The organism is Winslowiella toletana, assembly GCF_017875465.1.
In the GTDB taxonomy this organism is placed as follows: domain Bacteria; phylum Pseudomonadota; class Gammaproteobacteria; order Enterobacterales; family Enterobacteriaceae; genus Erwinia; species Erwinia toletana.
In genome coordinates this window covers 4,052,335-4,072,209 of sequence record NZ_JAGGMQ010000001.1, presented here as the reverse complement: position 1 = coordinate 4,072,209, position 19,875 = coordinate 4,052,335, and the positions used below count along the sequence as shown (strand labels likewise).

Annotated in this window: 19 protein-coding genes; 7 read left to right on the top strand and 12 right to left on the bottom strand. The window is 52.7% G+C overall.

Going from position 1 to position 19,875, the window contains the following annotated elements:
- Positions 1-218: 218 nt before the first annotated feature.
- The 11 genes from J2125_RS19010 to mntR form a co-directional block, all read right to left on the bottom strand.
- The gene (locus tag J2125_RS19010) at positions 219-890 is read right to left on the bottom strand and encodes a DUF1120 domain-containing protein (RefSeq protein WP_017802390.1); all 672 of its coding nucleotides are present in this window, start codon (positions 888-890) and stop codon (positions 219-221) included.
- A 15-nt stretch (positions 891-905) separates the two neighbouring features.
- On the bottom strand, positions 906-1,466 hold the full coding sequence (locus tag J2125_RS19005) for a DUF1120 domain-containing protein (protein WP_157819465.1): 561 nt from the start codon (positions 1,464-1,466) through the stop codon (positions 906-908).
- Complete coding sequence (locus J2125_RS19000; protein ID WP_198510905.1) at positions 1,463-3,823, bottom strand: fimbria/pilus outer membrane usher protein; 2,361 nt, start codon at positions 3,821-3,823, stop codon at positions 1,463-1,465. The genes J2125_RS19005 and J2125_RS19000 overlap by 4 nt, the downstream gene beginning before the upstream one ends.
- A 77-nt stretch (positions 3,824-3,900) precedes the next feature.
- Positions 3,901-4,617, bottom strand: coding sequence for a fimbria/pilus chaperone family protein (locus J2125_RS18995; protein ID WP_017802387.1), 717 nt, complete (start codon positions 4,615-4,617; stop codon positions 3,901-3,903).
- A gap of 139 nt (positions 4,618-4,756) precedes the next feature.
- Positions 4,757-5,458, bottom strand: coding sequence for a DUF1120 domain-containing protein (locus J2125_RS18990; protein WP_083865651.1), 702 nt, complete (start codon positions 5,456-5,458; stop codon positions 4,757-4,759).
- Between the two features lie 356 nt (positions 5,459-5,814).
- Positions 5,815-7,296 (bottom strand): sugar porter family MFS transporter, encoded by a 1,482-nt coding sequence (locus J2125_RS18985; RefSeq protein WP_209499521.1) that lies wholly within the window; start codon positions 7,294-7,296, stop codon positions 5,815-5,817.
- A 350-nt stretch (positions 7,297-7,646) separates the two neighbouring features.
- A complete protein-coding gene (locus J2125_RS18980) occupies positions 7,647-9,197 on the bottom strand; it encodes an efflux transporter outer membrane subunit (protein WP_017799177.1) in 1,551 nt (516 codons plus the stop codon).
- A gap of 1 nt (position 9,198) precedes the next feature.
- Complete coding sequence (locus tag J2125_RS18975) at positions 9,199-10,767, bottom strand: DHA2 family efflux MFS transporter permease subunit (protein WP_017799176.1); 1,569 nt, start codon at positions 10,765-10,767, stop codon at positions 9,199-9,201.
- Positions 10,764-11,900, bottom strand: coding sequence for an HlyD family secretion protein (locus J2125_RS18970; protein WP_017799175.1), 1,137 nt, complete (start codon positions 11,898-11,900; stop codon positions 10,764-10,766). Before J2125_RS18970 ends, J2125_RS18975 begins: the two co-directional genes overlap by 4 nt.
- 117 nt (positions 11,901-12,017) lie before the next feature.
- The gene (locus J2125_RS18965) at positions 12,018-13,133 is read right to left on the bottom strand and encodes an SLC13 family permease (protein WP_017799174.1); all 1,116 of its coding nucleotides are present in this window, start codon (positions 13,131-13,133) and stop codon (positions 12,018-12,020) included.
- Positions 13,134-13,162: 29 nt separating this feature from the next.
- Positions 13,163-13,624, bottom strand: coding sequence for a manganese-binding transcriptional regulator MntR (gene mntR, locus J2125_RS18960; protein WP_017799173.1), 462 nt, complete (start codon positions 13,622-13,624; stop codon positions 13,163-13,165).
- Positions 13,625-13,901: 277 nt separating this feature from the next.
- Here mntR and J2125_RS18955 point away from each other — a divergent pair, with 277 nt between their 5' ends.
- On the top strand, positions 13,902-14,066 hold the full coding sequence (locus J2125_RS18955) for a hypothetical protein (protein WP_017799171.1): 165 nt from the start codon (positions 13,902-13,904) through the stop codon (positions 14,064-14,066).
- Positions 14,067-14,244: 178 nt separating this feature from the next.
- Here J2125_RS18955 and ompX read toward each other — a convergent pair whose 3' ends face one another.
- Entirely contained in the window at positions 14,245-14,757 is a 513-nt protein-coding gene (ompX, locus tag J2125_RS18950; RefSeq protein WP_017799170.1) for an outer membrane protein OmpX, read from the bottom strand.
- Positions 14,758-15,122: 365 nt separating this feature from the next.
- Between ompX and rhtA the strand changes: the two genes are divergently transcribed.
- The 6 genes from rhtA to glnQ all read left to right on the top strand — a co-directional run bounded on the left by rhtA (position 15,123) and on the right by glnQ (position 19,847).
- Positions 15,123-16,025 carry a threonine/homoserine exporter RhtA gene (gene rhtA / locus J2125_RS18945; protein ID WP_026111443.1) on the top strand — a complete coding sequence of 301 codons (903 nt, stop codon included), beginning with the start codon at positions 15,123-15,125 and terminating at the stop codon, positions 16,023-16,025.
- Between the two features lie 391 nt (positions 16,026-16,416).
- Complete coding sequence (gene dps, locus J2125_RS18940) at positions 16,417-16,920, top strand: DNA starvation/stationary phase protection protein Dps (protein ID WP_017799168.1); 504 nt, start codon at positions 16,417-16,419, stop codon at positions 16,918-16,920.
- Between the two features lie 95 nt (positions 16,921-17,015).
- The gene (locus J2125_RS18935) at positions 17,016-17,279 is read left to right on the top strand and encodes a DksA/TraR family C4-type zinc finger protein (protein ID WP_017799167.1); all 264 of its coding nucleotides are present in this window, start codon (positions 17,016-17,018) and stop codon (positions 17,277-17,279) included.
- Positions 17,280-17,572: 293 nt separating this feature from the next.
- A complete protein-coding gene (glnH, locus tag J2125_RS18930) occupies positions 17,573-18,319 on the top strand; it encodes a glutamine ABC transporter substrate-binding protein GlnH (RefSeq protein ID WP_017799166.1) in 747 nt (248 codons plus the stop codon).
- Positions 18,320-18,468: 149 nt separating this feature from the next.
- Positions 18,469-19,128, top strand: a complete 660-nt coding sequence (gene glnP, locus J2125_RS18925; RefSeq protein WP_017799165.1) for a glutamine ABC transporter permease GlnP — start codon at positions 18,469-18,471, stop codon at positions 19,126-19,128.
- Entirely contained in the window at positions 19,125-19,847 is a 723-nt protein-coding gene (gene glnQ / locus J2125_RS18920; RefSeq protein WP_017799164.1) for a glutamine ABC transporter ATP-binding protein GlnQ, read from the top strand. The genes glnP and glnQ overlap by 4 nt, the downstream gene beginning before the upstream one ends.
- Positions 19,848-19,875: the final 28 nt, after the last annotated feature.

Below are 19,875 nucleotides of genomic sequence, written 5' to 3'. Positions count from 1 at the left end.
AGCCAATGTAAGCTTATAATTACATTATAAATAAAGTGCGGCGCGACAAATACCCAAAAGATAATTACAACCTCCATCTGAAACACAGCACAAAAATACCTTATTTTTACAAAAAAATGCTTACTGGCTCTCATTTTAAATATTGCTTGATATAAAGAATCAGAGAGGGGACCGCGCACTCAATAGAACTTGATTATGCTCACACCTGTATTTTCCGCTCACAGGTAGGTCAGAGTAATCGTTGCCTCTCCCACCAGCCAGCTAATATCACCTGATGCCAGGGTTTGCCCCGGTGCGATAATCGCCATTATCCGCAGCGGCACCGTGACGCGGCTAAAGGCCAGTGGCTGGTTATTATATGTCGGTGTAAAAAAGTGTCTGCCCGGTTGGGTAAGCATATCTCCGCCGGTTCCCTGCCAGTGCTGCTCCCCTTTTGTCGCCGTCATCCAGGACCAGCTGGCAGGCTGACCATCAACCTGCGATCGGGCAAAGCGCGCCTCAACACTGTACGCCCCCAATGGCCTGCCAGTACGCGTTAATCCAAGCCCATACAGACTATCCTGCGCAACAATCCTCTGGCCGCGGCTGCTGAACGACAGCGAATGATCGCGGGTTTCAGCCCTTTCATCAAAAATGCTCCATGCGACTTGTCGCGGTGATTCGCACTGTATATGCAGATTGATATCACGGCTTCCCAGCAGGCTGGGGAGATTGCTGTTCAACCTGTCAAGCGCATACTGACCAAAATTCACCACGCCACCATTATCCAAAAACACCTGGCAAGCCGATGGCTGCACTTCCGCAGAGATCAGCAGCCGGATAGTTGTGTCGGCCATGAGCGGCTGAACAAACAACCAGAAACAGCATAAACCATTGTATTTTAATGACATGGCAATAATCCTGGCTCAGGGATAAAGGGAGATATCAAGTGGGGTGGCCGTCGATGTTTTATCGCGAACCTGAAAATCCTGCTGGTGAAGTCGAGGCTGAATTGCCATCAGCAGCGTGAAGTGACGGGCAGACGCCGGATTCTGGGCATCATAAAACTGCACAATATCGCCGTTACTTACATCATTTAACTGCGAGCTAATTACTGCATCTGTCCCACTTTGCACATTGCGACGCTGTAACTGCAATGCTTTCCCCGCATGCTGCGCATGCAACAGGCTAATCCTTAGCGCGCCGTGTCGGGCAAAACGGAATGTTGCATCATGTGGCATCCCCGCACGGAACAGGAGGGTAACAGGCTGGGAAGTGCTGCAATTCACACTCAGGGTGACAAACCTTTCGGTCAACAGGTAGCCATCGGCAGAAGGCCTCGCTGATAACGCACGTACCACACCGTAATCCAAGGATGTCGGGGCTGAGCTAAGATTGCATTGCGCTTTAACACTGCTGGTTGTGAGCAGCAGGGCAACCAACACCCCTCCCCCCCGCGTTTTCCTGCCGGTATTGCAGCGGCTCATCGACACTCTCCGTTAATATCCTGATAAAGCACATCGAACACTGCATGCAGGGGTAACTGATAAAACAACTGGCAAAGTGGGCTACCATCATCATTGATTACCGACAGCGTGCCGCCCATTTCTGCCTGCTGCAAAAAGACCTGGCCGTTTTCCAGCGTGTTAGTGACATACTGATTTTGTTGATTCATAACCGCATAGCCTGCAGGCAGAGGTGCGCCATCCGGCATACGGATATGCAGCAACACCCGCAGTGACGAGGCGACCTTTAACTGCATAAAAGACACGGCGCCACGCCCTGCCCGCACGACCCGGGTGCCGTTGGTTAACTCAAGGTTCTGTGGCAGAGAGTTCACATTGACTTCAAGGTGTGATGCTCCCCAGGGTTGTAATCCAGGTATCAGCGCCTTACCACGAAAATCGGTCCATACGCCCCCCTGAGGCGTGGCAATGTTAACGCCAGCAATCGGCTCATCAAGCGCCATCACCCCATAGGTGTCCTGAATCGCGTAGGGAGCAAACAGCATCCCTTCTTTATTTATCGCCATACTGCCGTTCAGACCGAAGCCATAGCCGGTAGTCAGGGCGGCACGACTGACAAAAGTATCCAGCTGCGTGTAGTGCAGGTTGTTATGCAGCGAGCCACTAAAACTGTTCTCTGCAGAATGCATCGCCCGCCCAGCAGACAGGCTGTAGGTGATATCTTCATTTAATGCGCCGCCAACTTGCTGGCTTCCCCAGCGGCGCTTTCCCTGATTACGCACGGTTGTGCTGAAACTTTGCCTGCCAAAAGGGACGCTCAGCTGACAAAAGATCACATCCTCAATTGCACTGGCGCTGGTTTCGCCAGTCATCACCGGGCGCTGACGCTGCCAGTACGCGGATAACTTAAGCTGTTGGTTGCTCAGCCACTGTACAGACTTACTCCAGCTAAGATTAAACGCCGCTGGCTGCGGCTGGCGGTCTAATGAAACGCTGAGCGCCAGGCTACCCATCACCGGATGCGCAACACTGCCCGCCAGACGGTAACTCCTGCTGCCAGTGGTAACTGATGGTTGCGCCGCCTCGGTTATCTCCCGATATCCGGAACGGCTCTCCGCTATTGCGGCATTAAATTGCATACGCTCACTGGGATTAACATTCGCGGCGATGCTAAGCCGCACGCCCCGGCGTCCATAGTATTGCTCGCTGGCGGCATTGCCTTGTAACGACAGCGCCATATGTCGAAGCGGCGAGTAGCCGGTTGACCAGGCGGCGGACTGATAGTGGGAAGAGACCAGTGCACTGCTTTCCAGCGAACTGCGTGGCGTGAGCCGCCAGCCGCGGCTGGCGGTCAGTAATGCAGGCCGATGTCCGCCATCTGCCAGTTGATTACGCATCTGCCCGGCCCCAAACGACCAGCCTGCAGGCTGGCTAACTGGAGCGATTAACTCAGTGGCAGGAATGTCAAAAACGGACGCCTCCCCATCCAGCCCGGTTAGCGTAACCCGCAAAGGTATTGTACGGCTAACCACCGGCAGGTCTGCAAAAACAAAAGGCCCGGCAGGTACGATGGTAGAGAATATCCGCTGCCCCGCCTGATCGATCTCAACCCGCGTCTGCTCAAACTGCGCCACACCACGAACCTCGACGCCACTGCCCTGAACAGACAGCCCGCTATCAGCGTACAACTGAGCGCCCAGTAAGGGGGGAACCGCCAGCAGAGAATGGCGGGTATGGATTTCGCCAAGCTGCAATGTCCGGCGCATAGCAATAATGCTGTGCTGAAGATAGCTGTGAAGCACATTGTACGTTCGCCGGCCACCATAGTCGGAAAAAATATGGCGGCTGCGAAATAGCCAGTCATGCATATTCGCACCCGTTTCCATCGTTGCGATGGCTGACGCATGCTCATTGCCCGAATGGCGGCTGACGGCAGTCTGTAACTGATAGTTAACAGAAGCGGAGGTTCCGCCCCTTACCAGGCCACGCCGATCGAAGTTATCACGCGGCGCCAGTGCAGAGTGCGGCGCCACAATTATGACCCGCTGTTGCCCGGGCAACAACATGACCTGGGTACCCGTATAATAATGCCGATAGTCCGTACAGCTGTTATCCGTTTTATCCGGTGCAGGTTGCAACCCTGCCATCTGCAAAAAAGTCGCATCAAAGCAGAGTTCGCTTTGCGGGCTAAAGCGGGCATCCATTATGCCGAGATTCTCCCCGTTCACCATCAGCTCTACCTGGTGGATCCCCGGCGTAAAACGCGCCGCGCGGGAAAAAAAGTGGCTAAGTCCCTCATTCAGCCCCCGGTTTTTCAGGCGCGTTTCATCAAATATGATCTCTGTGGTTGCCTGCACGGGGTAAGAACAGAACGGCACAGACACCTTCAACAGCAGTAAAAAAATCCCTTTTTTATGGCATATCATAACAATAAGCGTTTTCAGGCTGCGGCCGGTTAATTGAGCGGCGCGACATATTCAGGCATCGCCACCCCATAACGGCTGACGGGCGCTATTCGCACCTGGCGGTCGGCAGCTGACGGTTTATTCATCTCCATCGTCAGGGTCTGACCCGGCAGGATATAGCTTTTACCAAGATCGGCCTGCGCACGGGAAGGCAACGTCATCACCTGGCTCGCCAGCCGCACGACATAAGGGCTGGGGTTATGTACCTGCAGGCGAGCGTTATCCCACCGCCACTGCAGACGCGTCCAGGTATCCTGAACTTCCGGCAGCGCTGCGGGATGAATCAGCACCGGCAAATCCTGACGAATGGTGATGCCCACTTTATGACTACCGGGCGTTTTCGGCGGAATGCCTTCGAACGTGACGCGCATAAGGTGCTGTTGCACCACCGGCGCCACTGTCTTCAGAATAAAGCGTACCTGCTGGGTATGCCCCGCTTCCACCCGCATCACCGGTTGAGTGACCAGCAGCGTTACACCGGCCTCTTCATCCGGCAGATTCCGGACACGTGTGTAGAGTAATGCCGGATAATTATCAGTATTTTTTACATTTATCACGCCACCCTGCTCAGCAGCGTTAATTAATAACAGCGAGGTTTCGGGTTGCATACCGGTCGCCATAATGCGAGCAGAAAACAGCAGGTAAGTAAAAAACAAAACACCACGCAGGAAAAATAAACCATCAGAGAAAAGTTTTGTTATTAACATAATTTTTTAAAATAGTGACGTAAAGAAAATAAAAAAGCTGACGGCGCAAATTACTGCAATCAAGCATCTCTCACCGCCAGGCGGACAATTATTATCACCAATTAAGATAATTTAAATAACGTATAATATTAGTGATAGCTCAGAGATAGACCAGGCTCAATGTGGCGCGACCCGTCAGCTGAATATCATCAGCGATAGTGCTGCCATCCAGCTTCTGCAACAAAGCGCTGATACGCAGCGGGAACGTCGCCATTCTGAAAGCGGCGGGCTGTCGGGTACTTTGATCAATAATGGTCTGCCAGCGCACCTCATCCCGGCCATTAAACATCAGACCGTTGCTGAATACCCAGTCGCCTTCCTGACGTAAATGCCCCACAGCGGTGTCACCTGCAGCATCAGACTGAATGCCGGACGGAATTGAGGCGATGGTAAAAGCACCAAGTTTGCTGGTTTGCGCGCTATCCGCCCAGCCAAGACCAAACATCCCTCGTTTTTCTACGACTGGGGCACCATTCTCCGTTGCATTTTCAACCCGTCCAACATACAGGGAGCTAAAACTTTCATCCTGAGCAGCCCAGGCTATATGAGTTGGCGCACCGCAGGAGATGGTCATGGTAAGATTTTTACTCCCCAGCTGACGATCTTCTGTCGGATCCGGAATAACATCATCGAATGTCACCAGCCCGGCATCGCTTAAGCTAATCCCACAGGCACTGGGTATGATTCGGCCCTGAACTTGCAGCGTAGCGGTTTGCTGAGCAGCGACAAATCCAGGCATCATTATCGTGAGTAATATAGCCAGAATCGATTTTGTTATCGCCCCATTACAATCCTTTGTCATAATAAATCACCCTCAGAATAATTAATTAATATTTGTAATAAAGGATATTAATAAATACCTTCACCTTAATTACAATATCAATAAATCAGGGCTATCAAAAGTAAAAGAGATCAATGAAATTGAAAACAGACAAATACACCACGACAGACCAGGTATGCAGCCAGCGACAATAACAACCAGCCTCAGAAAACAAAATAAATATTGATAGCGGCAATCCCTGCGATATAAAACACCGAGGTATTTTTAGAAAAATAGATTAAACAAATTAAAATTACCCTTTTAAATAAATGATAATATAATAAAAATATAAATTGCACCTTATTTAATAAGGTGCAATTTATTAGTTTAGATAAATATTACGCTTTCTGCTTGACCGGCGCCGCCATTGGCTTCGTTTCCACATCATCACTCAGCCAGTCATGAAGATAGTGCTCGATCTGCTCCAGACTGCGGTTGCGCGTTTCCGGAATGCATTTCACCACAAATATCGCGCCAGCTATGCCAATGATGCCGAAGATAAAGAAAGTGCCCGCCAGCCCGACACTGGCCAGCAGCAGCGGAAACGCCATCGAAATGGCAAAGTTAGCGATCCACATGGCAAATACCGCGCCACCCATCAAGATGCCGCGCATACGGGTCGGGAAAATCTCCGACAGCAACAGCCAGGTAACGGGCGACAGTGCGCCCTGCTGGAAACTGAGAAACATCAGCATGCCAAGCAGCACCATATAACCACGCAGCACATCAGGCTGGCCGTTAACCGTTTCCGGCATCAGAAAACTGACTGCGCCAATAAAGAACAGACAGGCGGTACAACCAAACTGACCGATTTTCACCATCGTCCGGCGGCCAGTTTTGCCTAACAGCCAGATACCGACAAAGGTCATCAGCACGGAAATCACGCCGTTAGCAATGGTGGCGGTCAGCGCGGCATCGGTACTCATCCCCACCGCCGTCAGCATGGTTGGCGCATAATACATAATGGTATTGACGCCGGTCAGCTGCTGGATAACCGCCACCCCGATGCCAATCAGAAACAGTTTAAACAGCCACGGGGTTTTCAAATCGCGCAGTCCCGGCTTACCCAGATCGCGCTGTTCTTCCAGCGTCTCTTCAATCTCGGTCAGTTCCCACTCTACATCCTCTTTGGCGCGTGTACGTTCCAGCACCGCACGCGCTTCCGCCAGCCGCCCTTTCATCGCATACCAGCGCGGCGTATCCGGCATAAACATCATGCCAAACCACAGCAGCACCGCCGGCACGGTGGCAATCGCCAGCATCCAGCGCCAGGTCTGCTCGCCGCCCCAGATTTCATGGAAACCGGCGTTGGAGATATAGGCCAGCATCTGGCCGGAGACAATCATCAGCTCCTGCAAGGTCACCAGCTGACCGCGTTTATTGGCAGGGGCAATCTCCGCAATATAGACCGGCACGGTCGCAGCGGCTCCACCCACGGCAACACCCAGTACCAGACGGAAGAAAATCATCCAGTTCACATCCGGCGCCAGTGCGGTGCCGAGCGCGCCGGTGGCAAAGATAACTGCCAGGATCACGATGATTTTTTTTCGTCCGGCAGCCGCCGCAAAATGGCCTGAAGCCAGTGCGCCGAAAGCTGCGCCGAACAGTAATGAGCTGGTCACCAGCCCGGTGGTAAACGGGGTGAGATGCAGTTCATCCCCCATAAACAGTAATGCACCTGAAATAACGCCGGTATCATACCCGAACAGCAAACCGCCCAGCGTGGCGATGGCGGCGATAACCTTCACAAAAGGTTCAGTGCGCGCGCTGCTGTTCGGGCCAGACGCTCTGCTTTGCGAGAGATATTGTTCTTTTGCCATGGTGGCTCAGTCTCCGGTACCTGGTTAAAAGGAACCATCAGTACGATGCAAAATGTTAAAAATCGCCTGATGCCTGCCTTAATTTAGACTGATAGTTTCATTATTATTAACATTGAAAGTTAAATTCTGTGGCAGGCGTCATGCTCCATAGCTTAATTTGTGACCATGGACACAGTATTAGCTTTACAGGGTTGTTTCCTGAAGCAATCATTGCTCCGGTAGATCTGTTTTTTATTTCATAAAAATACTTGTGGGGAATTTTTATTTCACTTTAGCGAGCACAGCGGGGGAATGAAGGCGGAATGGTTTGATAGTCATGGGCAGCCGCCGCGCTGCCCATGGTAAAAAGATCAGGGCTGGCGTGACGTATCGGCGCGGGTGGCAGGGCCAAATACCGGATATTGCGGCAGGCTGGCTTGCTGATACGGTTCCCAGCCGCCGCCCAGCGCTTTATACAGCGCCACCAGATCGAGACTGGTCTGCACCCGCGACTGCTCCGCCTGCTGTTTCGCCTGCGCCAGCTGCCGTTGGGTATCCAGCACATCGATAAAAGTGGAAATACCCTGACGATAGCTGTCATTGGCCAGGTCAAAGGCATTTTGCAATGACGACACCGTTTCATCGAGGTGGCCAGACTGCTGCTGATCGGTACGGTAACTCACCAGCGCATTTTCCACATCCTGCAACGCCGTCAGCACCGTCTGACGATAACCGAGCGCCGCGCTGGCCTGTTGCGCCCGCGCCAGTTTAACCCCGGAGACTAAACGGCCGCCCTGGAAAATAGGAATCGAAATCCCCGGACCAAAGCTGTAGAAATTGCTGCCCCAGTTATCCAGATAGCCGGGATGCGTATTGCGCATGCCAATCTCACCAGTCAGCGAGAAGCTGGGGAACAGCTGCGCCACCGAGACGCCAATATTGGCGGTAGCAGCATGCAGTGAGGCTTCCGCCTGACGTACATCCGGACGCCGACGCGCCAGTGTCGACGGCACGCCAACCGGCACCAGCGCTGGCAGTAGCGGCAGCGCTTTGCTGGCATGCAATTCAGCATCCAGCGCGCCCGGTGGTTTGCCGATCAATACCGACAGGCCATTGATAGCCTGTTGCGCCTGCGCCTGGTATTGCGGCAGCTGCGCCTGCAAAGAACTCAGCTGGGCGCGGGCATTTTCCACATCCATTTGCGCGGCGAGGCCGTTACGCTGCTGGCTTTCGGTCAGCTCCAGCGTCTGTTGCGCCACATCAATCTGGGTTTGTAACGTCTGGCTGATGGACTGCGCGCCGCGCAATTGCAGATAGGCGCGCGCCACTTCGGCCTGCAAGGAAACCAGCGCGTCGTTGCGGCTCTCAATCGACTCCTGCTGCTGCGCATCGGCCATTTCGACCTGTCGCCGTACTTTGCCCCATAAATCCAGTTCCCACGAGGCGTCAAAACTGCCCTGATATAACGTCACCGGTTTGGTCAGTCCATCCAGTGCGGAACGCAGCTCCGGATCGACCTCACCGGCGCTGTCATACACGCCGTTTGACTCCAGCTCCCCTTTCAGCCCCAGCTGCTGACGTGTAACGCCCGCTTTGGCATTAAGCGAAGGAAACCAGCCGCCACGCGCCTGACCAAGCTGCTCACGCGCCCCGGCAATACGCAACACCGCCTGCTGTAGCGATAAATTACCGGCGATGGCTCGTTCAATCAGGCTATCCAGCTGCGGATCCTTAAACGATTTCCACCACTGTGGCTGAATAGCGGCGGCCTGCGGCGTGGACTTTTCGCCCGCTTTCATCGCCTGATAGCTGGCGGCAGTATCACTTTTTGGCGCCTGCCAGTCGGGGCCGACCGAGCAGGCCGCGATCGCCGCGCTCAATGCCATCACTCCCCCTGCGCGCGCCAGCGAAAAAACGTTCATATCAGTGTGCTCCTGCACTGCCTTCGCTCTTAATCGGCGAAAGCAGCAAACAAAATGGAATCAAAATCAGCGCCACAATCCCCAGCCCGATAAACACATCGACATACGCCAGGATGCGCGCCTGCGCCACCATCTCTTTATACAACTGGCCGGTGGCAAGGGTGACAGGATCACCCACGGCGGTAGTAAAATCGCGGATCGCCTGCGCCCAGCGCCCGACGGTAAGATTAAACTGCTCATTAAGCGGCGACATATTATGGACCATGCTGGCGCTGCGCACCTGCGCACGATCGGTAATCGCCGCGGTGGAGAGCGAGATGCCAATCGAGCCAGCCACATTACGAAACATGGTAAACAGCGCGGCGGCATCGGCATTTAACCGTTGCGGTATCGAGACAAACGCAATGGTGGTCAGCGGCACAAACAGGAAACCCAGCCCAAGCGACTGCGCGCTGCGCATAATACACAGGGTGGCGAAATCCACATCCGGCGTCAGCCGCGCCGAATAGAACATCGATACGCACAGGCAGGTAAAGCCAAAGGCGATAATCCAGCGCGTCTGCACGATCGGCATCAGTTTCAGCACCAGCGGAATGGTCATTACCACCAGCACCGCACCGGGCGACAGCACCAGTCCCGACCAGGTGGCGGTATAACCTAAATCCTGCTGCGCCAGCTGCGGCAGAACCACCGAACTGCCGTACAGAATCATCGCCATGCCCGCCATTAACAGACAGGAGATGGCAAAGTTACGATCTTTCAGGCAATGGATATCCACCACCGGCTTCTTCGCATACATCAGCCAGTAAATCGCCCCGACCAGCCCAATGGCGGTCAGCACGGCAAACAGCTGGATAAAGCCGGAGGAGAACCAGTCATCATCTTCACCGCGGTCAAGCATCACCTGCAGACAGCCCAGACCCAGCGTAATCAGACTGATGCCAATATAGTCGATGCGCAGTTTGCCCTTCGCCCATTTGCGTTCCCATGGCGGATCTTCCAGCAGCTGGTAGATCGCCAGCACCGTCAGGATGCCGACCGGAATATTAATAAAGAACACCCAGCGCCAGCTGTAGTTATCGGTGATCCAGCCGCCCAGCGTCGGGCCAACAATCGGCGCGACAATAATCGCAATCGACGACAGCCCAAAGGCCTTACCGCGATCTTCCGCTTTAAAATAGTCCAGCAGTACCGACTGTTGCACCGGTTGCAGACCGCCGCCAAAAAACCCCTGCAACACGCGAAACAGGATGATTTGCCACAGCTCGGTAGCAATACCGCACAGGAAGGAGCAGAGGGTAAACATCACGATGCAGATCAGAAAGAACTGCTTGCGGCCAAACACCCGGCTGAGAAATGCCGAGATCGGCAGCACAATGCCGTTCGCCACCAGATAGGAGGTCAGCACCCAGGTCGATTCGCTGTAGCTGGAAGAGAGCGAGCCAGCCACATGCGGCAGCGCCACATTAACAATGGTGGTATCGAGGATCTCCATAAATACCGCCAGGGTAACGGTAATCGCAACCAGCCAGGGGTTACTGGCCGGTTTCCAGCTTTCGCTCTGGCTCATTCCAGATGAACCTTCGGCTCAACGGAGAGACCCAGCGGCAGCGGTCGGTTACTGTCCAGGCCTTTGTCGATAACGATTTTCACCGGTACACGCTGCACAATCTTCACAAAGTTGCCGGTGGCGTTCTCTGCCGGAAAGGTGGAGAAACGCGAGCCGGAACCCATCTGCACACTGTCGACATGCCCTTCCAGTTTCATATCCGGCCAGGCGTCAATGGTGATCTCGACTTTATTGCCTGGTCGCATCCGTTCCAGCTGCGACTCTTTAAAGTTGGCGTTCACCCAGACATCAGTAGACACCAGCGAGAACAGCGCGCTGCCCGCCTGCACCAGCGTGCCGAGCTGCACATTACGTTTGGTGACAAAGCCGTCATAGGGTGCGCGCACATCACTCCAGGAGAGATTCAGTTCAGCAGTCGCCAGCTGCGCCCGCGCCTGCTCAACCTGCTGCTGACGTGCTTCAACATTGGTCTCCTGCTGACGAACCTGCAACTGCACCTGCGAGGCCACTTCCACCTGCGCTTTAGCACTCTGCAACTGCGCCTGTGCGGCGCGCAGCTGCGCATTGGCGCTGTCAATATTACGTTGCGAGGTGGCGCGTGGATCGACGCCGCGTAAACGACGATATTCCGACTGGGCATTCAGCAGACTGGCTTCGGCTTTCGCCTGGTCAGCCAGCGCCTGATCGCGCTGCGCCGGATACTGCACCCGCGACAGCGCCAGCTGCGCCTGCGACTGATGCAGTTGCGCAGTGGCCAGCCCTAACTGCGCTTTCGCCTGGTCGCGTTGCGCCGCGTTGTCGCGTGGGTCAATCTGCGCCAGCAGGTCGCCTTTCTTCACCCGCTGGTTATCATTGACCAGCAATTTGACCACATAACCGGAAGCTTTCGGTGCGATGGTCACGGCATTGCCTTCAGTAAAGGCGTCATCGGTGGTTTCGATATTGCGATTAGCCAGCCAGTACCACAGCGCGATAATCAGCATCACCACTACCACGATGGCCAGAATAATCAGTGGCTTTTTGCCTGGGCGCTTGCGCGCTGGCTCATTATCTTGCGTATCGGAGGGGGAATGCTGACTGTCATCCGGCTGACGCGCGTCATTCTCTGACGGATTGTTCTCTGAAGTTGTCATAGTTCTCACAGTTTACCGCAGGCTCAACCCGAGCCCGTTAAGACCAAACTGCTACTAACAATAGAAAGAAAACTGACAAATGCCAGGATTTATTGACACTTCCGGATTAGCCTGAGACTAAATCGCATTGATAAGCAAAAAAAGTCCCCACCCCAGCAGTGCGGACCACAATAACATCGGCACCGAGAACAGATGGAAGCGCCACCAGATCCTGCGGTCTTTCGCCATACGCAGCGCAATCAGGTTGGCCAGCGAACCGGGCAACAAGCCAAAACCACCAATGTTTACCGCCCAGGCAAACAGCGTGCTGGCAGGTAAAGTATTCAGCAACAGAATAGTCGCCGGAACATTACTGATCACCTGCGACAAACCGATAGCCAGCAGATAAGTCCCGCCCTCGCCCAGCTGTGCAATATGGTGCAACGGCGCCTGGAGCAACGGCAGGCGGGTAATCAGAAACACATCGATAAACATGGCGATAAATACCGCCAGTAAGCTCCAGTCGATAGTCAGCAATACCCGGCGGGCGAGCAACAGAAATACCACCAGCACCAGCAATAATCCCCAGATAGCCAGCTTCAGCTCCAGTGCCACGATAAACAGCACGTACAACGCCAGCGCGCTAAACAGCAATCGACGCTGCCAGCCGTTGATCTGATCTTCAGCATGGCGCTGGATCTTCTTTTTGCTAAAACTGAACCAGGTCAGCAGTAATAAGCTGCCGGTTAACAGCAGCGCCAGCGGCAACATCTGCAGGATAAAACTGGCAAAACTGGCCTCGCCATGACTCCATAACAGGATATTTTGCGGATTGCCGATCGGCGTCAATAACGAACCGGCATTCACCGCCAGCGCCTCAAAGATAATCAGGCGCGAAACCGGCAGGCTGGAGAATTTACGTAACGTCAGGGTCAGCGGCACGAGGATAAACAGCGCCACATCATTGGTCAGAAAGGTCGACAACAGCGCCGCGCCCGCCACCATAAACAACGCCAGCGTGCGCTCATGCTGAAAGCGGTGGATCAGACGACGACCCAGCACCTCAAAATAGCCGCTGGCTTCGATGCCTTTGGTCAGCATCAGCAAGCCACACAGCGTGATAATAGTATTCCAGTCCACCGCCTGCGGCAGCTGATGCAGTTTAAACGGGGCGAAACAGGCTAAAACCGCCCCAAGAACCACTAACAGATGAAGAAAACGGTCATGCAGAAACGGCTTCAGCAATGTTGCCATGGTGGCTCACAGTTCAGGGATAACGGGAATTAACCACGGTTTTGGTAAAATTGCTGAAAAATAGCCAGCGTTTCATCGCTGACATGATGTTCAATACCTTCGGCATCCCGGCGCGCGGTATCGGGACTGATACCCAGCGCCAGCAAAAAGGTTTCGACAATATGGTGACGCTGGCGGCTCTCTTCCGCCAGCTTCTCGCCTTCAGCGGTAAGAAATACGCCGCGATAAGGCACCTGCTCCACCAGCCCGCCGGTAGCCAGACGCTTCAGCATTTTCGCCACCGTCGGCTGCGATACGCCGAGACGCGCCGCCATATCTACCTGGCGTGCTTCGCCAAACTCGCGGATCAGGTCGGAGATCAATTCAACATAGTCATCAATCAGCTCGCGGCGATGCGCCTCGCGAACCTGACGAAAGCCTTCGACATGTTCTTCGATATCTTTCAGCGGCCCATTAAGGGTGGCAACTGTGGGTTTGGCGCGACGACTCATTAAACTTCCTCTTCTTATTAACCTGCGTTTTTGACTGCCGTGCAGGTCTGTTGGTGCCACATTGTAAACGAAGCTCAAAGAAGCACAAATATTCCGATAAATAGCACTGGCTATGGGGTATAGCCTGTGCTATACCTGTCTATAAAGCAACCATGTCATCAGCTCACTGTGGAGGTCAATATCATGAATGAACCCTTCCTGCTGTTAATGATGTTTCTGCTGTTCGTCGCTGGACTCTGTCTGCTGTTCAGCCGCCGTTAAGCATAAGGAAACCGGTATGCATATCAGTAATAAAGTGATGCAAGTCTGGCCGTCACAGGAGGTCACCACCATGAAAGCACCCTTACTTTTACGGCTGTTTTGTCGTTCGCCGTTTACGCTGCGCCTGATGCTGCTGGAGATGCTGACTACGCCACAGAAGCCGGAAAACAAGGCTTCCTGATCCTGCCTGCATACCGCTGGTCAAAATTATCCCCTGTCTGACAGCAATACCACTCACTACTGAGCGTCTTTTGGCAAAGCGAGGATCTCCTTGCGCTGCTGAGTTGCGCCCATAAAAAAATCCGCCACAGGGGCGGATTTTTTTGCAGTCCGGTCAGAGCCGGAAGGGTTCAGCTCGATTAGAAGCTGTAACCTGCACCAACGATCCAGGTGCCAACGTCTACACTGCGGATACGGCTCTGCTCGTAACCTACATCCAGAGCAACGTTCTGGATTGGGTTGAACTGCAGACCAGCACCGTAGGAGAAGCCGTAATCGCTGCCGTCAGCGGTATTACGAGTGGTTTTGTCGTTAACGTTTACTTTACCGTAACCAACACCAACCACACCGTAGATGCTTGCCCAGTCATTCAGACGGAATGCAGGACCTGCAGTCACACCGTAGTAATGACCTTTGTTATAGAAACCATCAGTAGTGGTATCTTTTTCGGTATAGGTGAAAGAACCGATCCAACCCAGAGCGTCGCTGCCGTTTTCGTAGCGATATTTCAGGTTGAAACCGTTGGCCTTGTTAGCCACACCCTGGTAGTCGCTCTGTGCGTAACCACCGGTAACAGTGCTCTGCGCCATGGCAGAACCTGCGGATACAGCCAGTACACAAGCCAGTGCTGAAAGACATGCAATTTTTTTCATAACCACCTCAAATGTGAAAGTACTTCTCTCCTGACAACGCTGAAAATATAACAAAAAACAGAGAGAAACTCTGCCTGATAATTGTTGTCTAACAGAATGTTTGCTGTAACAGAAAGTTAATGGGTGTTCGTATGTCATTCTTTTTGCTTATATTAATCACAGTATAACCCGAATAAATCCCATGTGTAAAAAAAGGTTCATTGAGATAAATCTTAATTAAACCTGACACTTCTTTACTGAAATGGCCCTGTTTCGGTGCTGCAGCCAACATTTTTTTCGCCGCCAACGCATTTTTTATCTGTCTGCTCTATTACACTGACGCTCTTATTTGCTTAAACCAATGGATTTAAAGGTAGGTTTTCAGGATGTCGTCACCTCAACCGCAGACGCAGTCACCCGTCTGGCTCCCCATTTTAGTTTTGCTTATCGCCATGACCTCTATTCAGGGCGGTGCAGCGCTGGCGAAAACCCTGTTTCCGCTGGTGGGCGCGCCGGGCATTACCGCGCTGCGCCTCGGGCTGGGCACGGTGATTTTGTGCATTATCTTTAAACCCTGGCGTCTGCGCTTTAGCCGCCAGCAGATGGGCCCGCTGATTATTTACGGTCTGGCGCTGGGGGCGATGAATTATCTGTTCTATCTGGCGTTACGTACCGTGCCGTTAGGCATTGCGGTCGCACTGGAGTTTACCGGCCCGTTAACGCTGGCACTGCTCGGTTCACGCCGGGCGCTGGATTTTGTCTGGGTAGTGCTGGCGGTGCTGGGTTTATGGTTTTTGTTGCCACTGGGTCATGATATCTCCAGCGTCGATCCGCAAGGCGCGGCGCTGGCGGTCGGCGCAGGCGCCTGCTGGGCGCTCTATATTCTTGCCGGACAAAAAGCTGGCGCTGAGCATGGCCCGGCAACCGTCGCGATGGGTTCAGTTATCGCCTCCATCGTATTTGTGCCGATTGGTCTGAGTTTTGCTGCCAGCGGTATCTGGCAGCTGTCGCTGATTCCGCTGGCGCTGGCGATTGCAGTGCTGTCGAGTGCGTTGCCCTATTCGCTGGAGATGGTGGCGCTGACGCGTCTGCCAGCGCGCACCTTTGGCACCATGATGAGTCTGGAACCGGCCATGGCCGCCGTCTCTGGCATGCTGTTCCTTGGTGAAGTGCTGACGCTGGTGCAGTGGCTGGCGCTGCTGGCGATTATTGGCGCATCAATTGGCTCGACTCTCACCATGCGCCCGCAAAAAACGCAGATCGACCCGGTAAGCGATATTCGTGAGTAATTTTTTCTGAGAGTATTCCGACACAGCCTCTGTTATGGGGCTGAATAATCAGCGGTTGTACGTTAAAAATGAATAATAATTTATAATCAGGTTAAATAATGGTGACAGTCATATTTTGTCACCGTTACACATTAAATAAATCACCTTCCGTCACCTGCGTAGTTTGTAAAATAACAAATCAATTAAAATCAATACTTTAAAAAACCAATCACGAATGATAAATATTATCAGCGCCATTAGCATTGCTATTTATCACCCCAGATAATCCTGTTATAAAGCAACAGGCTTTGACTATCGAACTAACAGGCAGCAACTTTCCTGCAAGTTTAATAACCGGTGCTATACTTATTGCCATACGATTCAGGACAAACCCATCAAGAGGATATTAATGATGAGTACCGCAAAACTGGTTAAAGCAAAATCTTCAGATCTTATTTATACCCGTAATGACGTGGCCGAGAATGACAAAAAAGCCACCATCGAGGTGCTTAATCGTCTGGTTACAGAGTTTATCGATCTTTCACTGATTACCAAACAGGCGCACTGGAACATGCGTGGCGCGAACTTTATCGGTGTGCATGAAATGCTGGATGGTTTCCGCACCGCGATTACCGATCACCAGGATACGATTGCTGAACGTGTTGTACAGCTGGGTGGTGTGGCGCTGGGTACGACGCAGATTGTTAATGACCGCACTCCGCTGAAAAGCTACCCGCTGAATATTCACAGCGTGCAGGATCATCTGAAAGCGCTGGCTGATCGTTACGCAGTAGTGGCAAATGATACGCGTAAAGCGATCACCGAAGTTGAAGACGAAGATACCGCGGATATCTTTACCGCCGCATCACGCGATCTCGATAAATTCCTGTGGTTTATCGAATCCAATATTGAATAACAGCTAATCCAGGCGGCAGTTCTGCCGCAATCTGAATAGCCCTGAAAGCGGATGACTCTGAGTCATTCGCTTTTTGCATTGTGGAGATGAAGAAAATGGCAAGCGGATGGGCATCTGACGATGCTGTTCAACAGCAAATTGATTCCACCATTGATGATGCAGTGCAGCGGGCGCGCAAACAGTTGCATGCTGGCGCCAGCGCAGAATTTTGTCACGAATGTGACGAGCCAATTCCCGAAGCACGGCGTCTCGCCCTGCCCGGCGTGCAATATTGTGTTAAATGTCAGCAGTTGCACGATAATAAACAGGGCGCGGCGTTGTTTAACCGTCGTGGCAGTAAAGATAGCCAGCTACGCTAATTTCAATTATTAATACAGAAATATGAGCCTGTTAACATATTTCTAACTATCCTGTTCATTGAATACCCGATTTAATGTTTTAGTAAAGCGCCTGCTGCTGCACCACAATGATCTCAATGCACCATTATGGTGACTCATTATGGTGCACAGCACGCAAAGCTAAAGAATTGTTGTCCATCGGATGGATTAACCTGCTGTTTTTAAACAATATGAAAAGTTGGCATAGATTTTTCATATGGCAGCGGGCATCACAACAACGGGGAGCTCCCCGATTCAATGATAAGGATAAGATGATGAAGTCGATTTTTAAGGTCTCCCTTGCCGCGCTGGCGCTGGCATTTGCTGTCTCTTCCACGGCTGCTGAAAAGAAACTGATCGTCGCCACTGATACTGCGTTCGTCCCGTTTGAATTTAAACAGGGTGATAAGTATGTCGGTTTTGATATCGATCTGTGGGATGCCATCGCTAAACAGCTGAACATTGAATATACCCTGAAGCCAATGGACTTCAGCGGCATCATTCCTGCACTGCAGACTCGCAATATCGACCTCGCACTGGCGGGTATCACCATTACCGAAGAGCGTAAAAAAGCGATTGAATTCTCCGACGGCTATTACAAAAGCGGCCTGCTGGTGATGGTAAAAGCGAATAACAATGAAGTAAAAAGCATTGATGATCTGAACGGTAAAGTGGTGGCAGTCAAAAGCGGCACCGGTTCTGTTGATTATGCGAAACAGCACATCAAAACCAAAGACCTGCGTCAGTTCCCGAATATCGACAACGCCTATATGGAGTTAGGCACTAACCGTGCTGACGCTGTGCTGCATGACACGCCAAATATTCTCTACTTTATCCACACCGCCGGTAAAGGCCAGTTTAAAGCGGTTGGCGAATCGATTTCAGCCCAGCAGTACGGTATCGCCTTCCCGAAAGGCAGCGATGACCTGCGTGGCAAAGTAAACGGCGCGCTGAAAACCCTGCATGATAACGGTACTTACAACACAATTTATAAAAAATGGTTCGGCAGCGAACCTAAATAATACACTCCGGTTAATCAGTGGTTCTCCATACCGTAGCGGCGGCGTTCTCGCCGCCCGCTACCATGCAGAGTCATTAACGTCAGCGACGGCTTTGCGTCTCTGCGTTTTTCCATTTCAACAAAAAGTGTTTTCGTTCGGGAGAAAGTATTATGCAGTTCGACTGGAGCGCCATCTGGCCAGCTCTTCCTATTCTGCTTGAAGGCGCCAAAATGACGCTGTGGATTTCGGTCCTCGGTCTGGTTGGCGGCCTGATAATCGGCCTGATTGCCGGTTTTGCCCGCGCCTATGGCGGCTGGCTTTCCAGCAATATCGCGCTGGTGTTTATTGAGCTGATTCGCGGTACGCCGATTGTGGTGCAGGTGATGTTTATCTACTTCGCCCTGCCGATGGCCTTTACCGATCTGCGCATCGATCCGTTTAGCGCGGCGGTGGTAACCATTATCATCAACTCCGGCGCCTATATCGCTGAGATCACCCGTGGTGCGGTACTGTCAATTCATAACGGTTTCCGTGAAGCAGGACTGGCGCTGGGCCTGTCACGCCGTGAAACTCTGCGTTACGTGATTATGCCGCTGGCGCTGCGCCGTATGCTGCCGCCATTGGGTAACCAGTGGATTGTCAGCATCAAGGATACCTCGCTGTTTATCGTGATTGGCGTGGCGGAACTGACGCGTCAGGGACAGGAAATTATTGCTGGTAACTTCCGCGCGCTGGAGATCTGGAGTGCGGTTGCGGTTATCTATCTGTTTATTACGCTGGTGCTGAGTTTCGTTCTGCGTCGCATTGAGAAAAGGATGAAAATCCTGTGATTGAATTTAAAAACGTCTCCAAACATTTTGGTCAGACCCAGGTGCTGCACAATATTGACCTGAGCATTAAACAGGGCGAAGTGGTGGTGATTATCGGGCCAAGCGGCTCCGGCAAATCCACTCTGCTGCGTTGCATCAATAAGCTGGAAGAGATTACCAGCGGTGAGCTGATAGTTGATGGTCTGAAAGTTAACGATCCGAAAGTTGATGAGCGCCTGATCCGTCAGGAAGCCGGCATGGTATTCCAGCAGTTCCATCTGTTCCCGCAGATGAACGCGCTGGATAACGTCGCCTTTGGTCCGATTCGCGTGCGTGGCGCGAAGAAAGCGGATGCGCATAAACTGGCGAAAGAGCTGCTGGGCAAAGTCGGCCTTGCCGAACGTGCGCACCACTTCCCGTCTGAACTCTCCGGTGGTCAGCAGCAGCGCGTGGCAATTGCCCGTGCGCTGGCGGTGAAGCCGAAACTGATGCTGTTTGATGAGCCAACTTCTGCACTGGATCCGGAGCTGCGTCACGAAGTACTGAAAGTGATGCAGGATCTGGCCGAAGAAGGCATGACCATGGTGATCGTGACCCATGAAGTCGGCTTCGCGCAGAAAGTGGCGTCGCGCCTGATCTTTATCGATAAAGGCCGCATTGCCGAAGATGGTGACCCGGATACGCTGATTAGCCATCCGCCAAGCGCCCGTCTGCAAGAGTTTTTACAACACGTTTCATAATCTTAAGGGCGGCCTGATGCCGCCCTCC

What these genes read in the sequence shown, in the direction of transcription:
- J2125_RS18975 (WP_017799176.1), bottom strand. Translation starts at nt 10,767, where the DNA reads ATGAGCCAGAGCGAAAGCTGGAAACCGGCCAGTAACCCCTGGCTGGTT.
- dps (WP_017799168.1), top strand. Translation starts at nt 16,417, where the DNA reads ATGAGTACCGCAAAACTGGTTAAAGCAAAATCTTCAGATCTTATTTAT.
- glnP (WP_017799165.1), top strand. Translation starts at nt 18,469, where the DNA reads ATGCAGTTCGACTGGAGCGCCATCTGGCCAGCTCTTCCTATTCTGCTT.
- J2125_RS18955 (WP_017799171.1), top strand. Translation starts at nt 13,902, where the DNA reads ATGCATATCAGTAATAAAGTGATGCAAGTCTGGCCGTCACAGGAGGTC.
- J2125_RS18985 (WP_209499521.1), bottom strand. Translation starts at nt 7,296, where the DNA reads ATGGCAAAAGAACAATATCTCTCGCAAAGCAGAGCGTCTGGCCCGAAC.
- J2125_RS18980 (WP_017799177.1), bottom strand. Translation starts at nt 9,197, where the DNA reads ATGAACGTTTTTTCGCTGGCGCGCGCAGGGGGAGTGATGGCATTGAGC.
- J2125_RS18995 (WP_017802387.1), bottom strand. Translation starts at nt 4,617, where the DNA reads ATGTTAATAACAAAACTTTTCTCTGATGGTTTATTTTTCCTGCGTGGT.
- rhtA (WP_026111443.1), top strand. Translation starts at nt 15,123, where the DNA reads ATGTCGTCACCTCAACCGCAGACGCAGTCACCCGTCTGGCTCCCCATT.
- J2125_RS18935 (WP_017799167.1), top strand. Translation starts at nt 17,016, where the DNA reads ATGGCAAGCGGATGGGCATCTGACGATGCTGTTCAACAGCAAATTGAT.
- mntR (WP_017799173.1), bottom strand. Translation starts at nt 13,624, where the DNA reads ATGAGTCGTCGCGCCAAACCCACAGTTGCCACCCTTAATGGGCCGCTG.
- ompX (WP_017799170.1), bottom strand. Translation starts at nt 14,757, where the DNA reads ATGAAAAAAATTGCATGTCTTTCAGCACTGGCTTGTGTACTGGCTGTA.
- J2125_RS18965 (WP_017799174.1), bottom strand. Translation starts at nt 13,133, where the DNA reads ATGGCAACATTGCTGAAGCCGTTTCTGCATGACCGTTTTCTTCATCTG.
- J2125_RS18970 (WP_017799175.1), bottom strand. Translation starts at nt 11,900, where the DNA reads ATGACAACTTCAGAGAACAATCCGTCAGAGAATGACGCGCGTCAGCCG.
- J2125_RS18990 (WP_083865651.1), bottom strand. Translation starts at nt 5,458, where the DNA reads ATGACAAAGGATTGTAATGGGGCGATAACAAAATCGATTCTGGCTATA.
- J2125_RS19005 (WP_157819465.1), bottom strand. Translation starts at nt 1,466, where the DNA reads ATGAGCCGCTGCAATACCGGCAGGAAAACGCGGGGGGGAGGGGTGTTG.
- glnH (WP_017799166.1), top strand. Translation starts at nt 17,573, where the DNA reads ATGAAGTCGATTTTTAAGGTCTCCCTTGCCGCGCTGGCGCTGGCATTT.
- J2125_RS19010 (WP_017802390.1), bottom strand. Translation starts at nt 890, where the DNA reads ATGTCATTAAAATACAATGGTTTATGCTGTTTCTGGTTGTTTGTTCAG.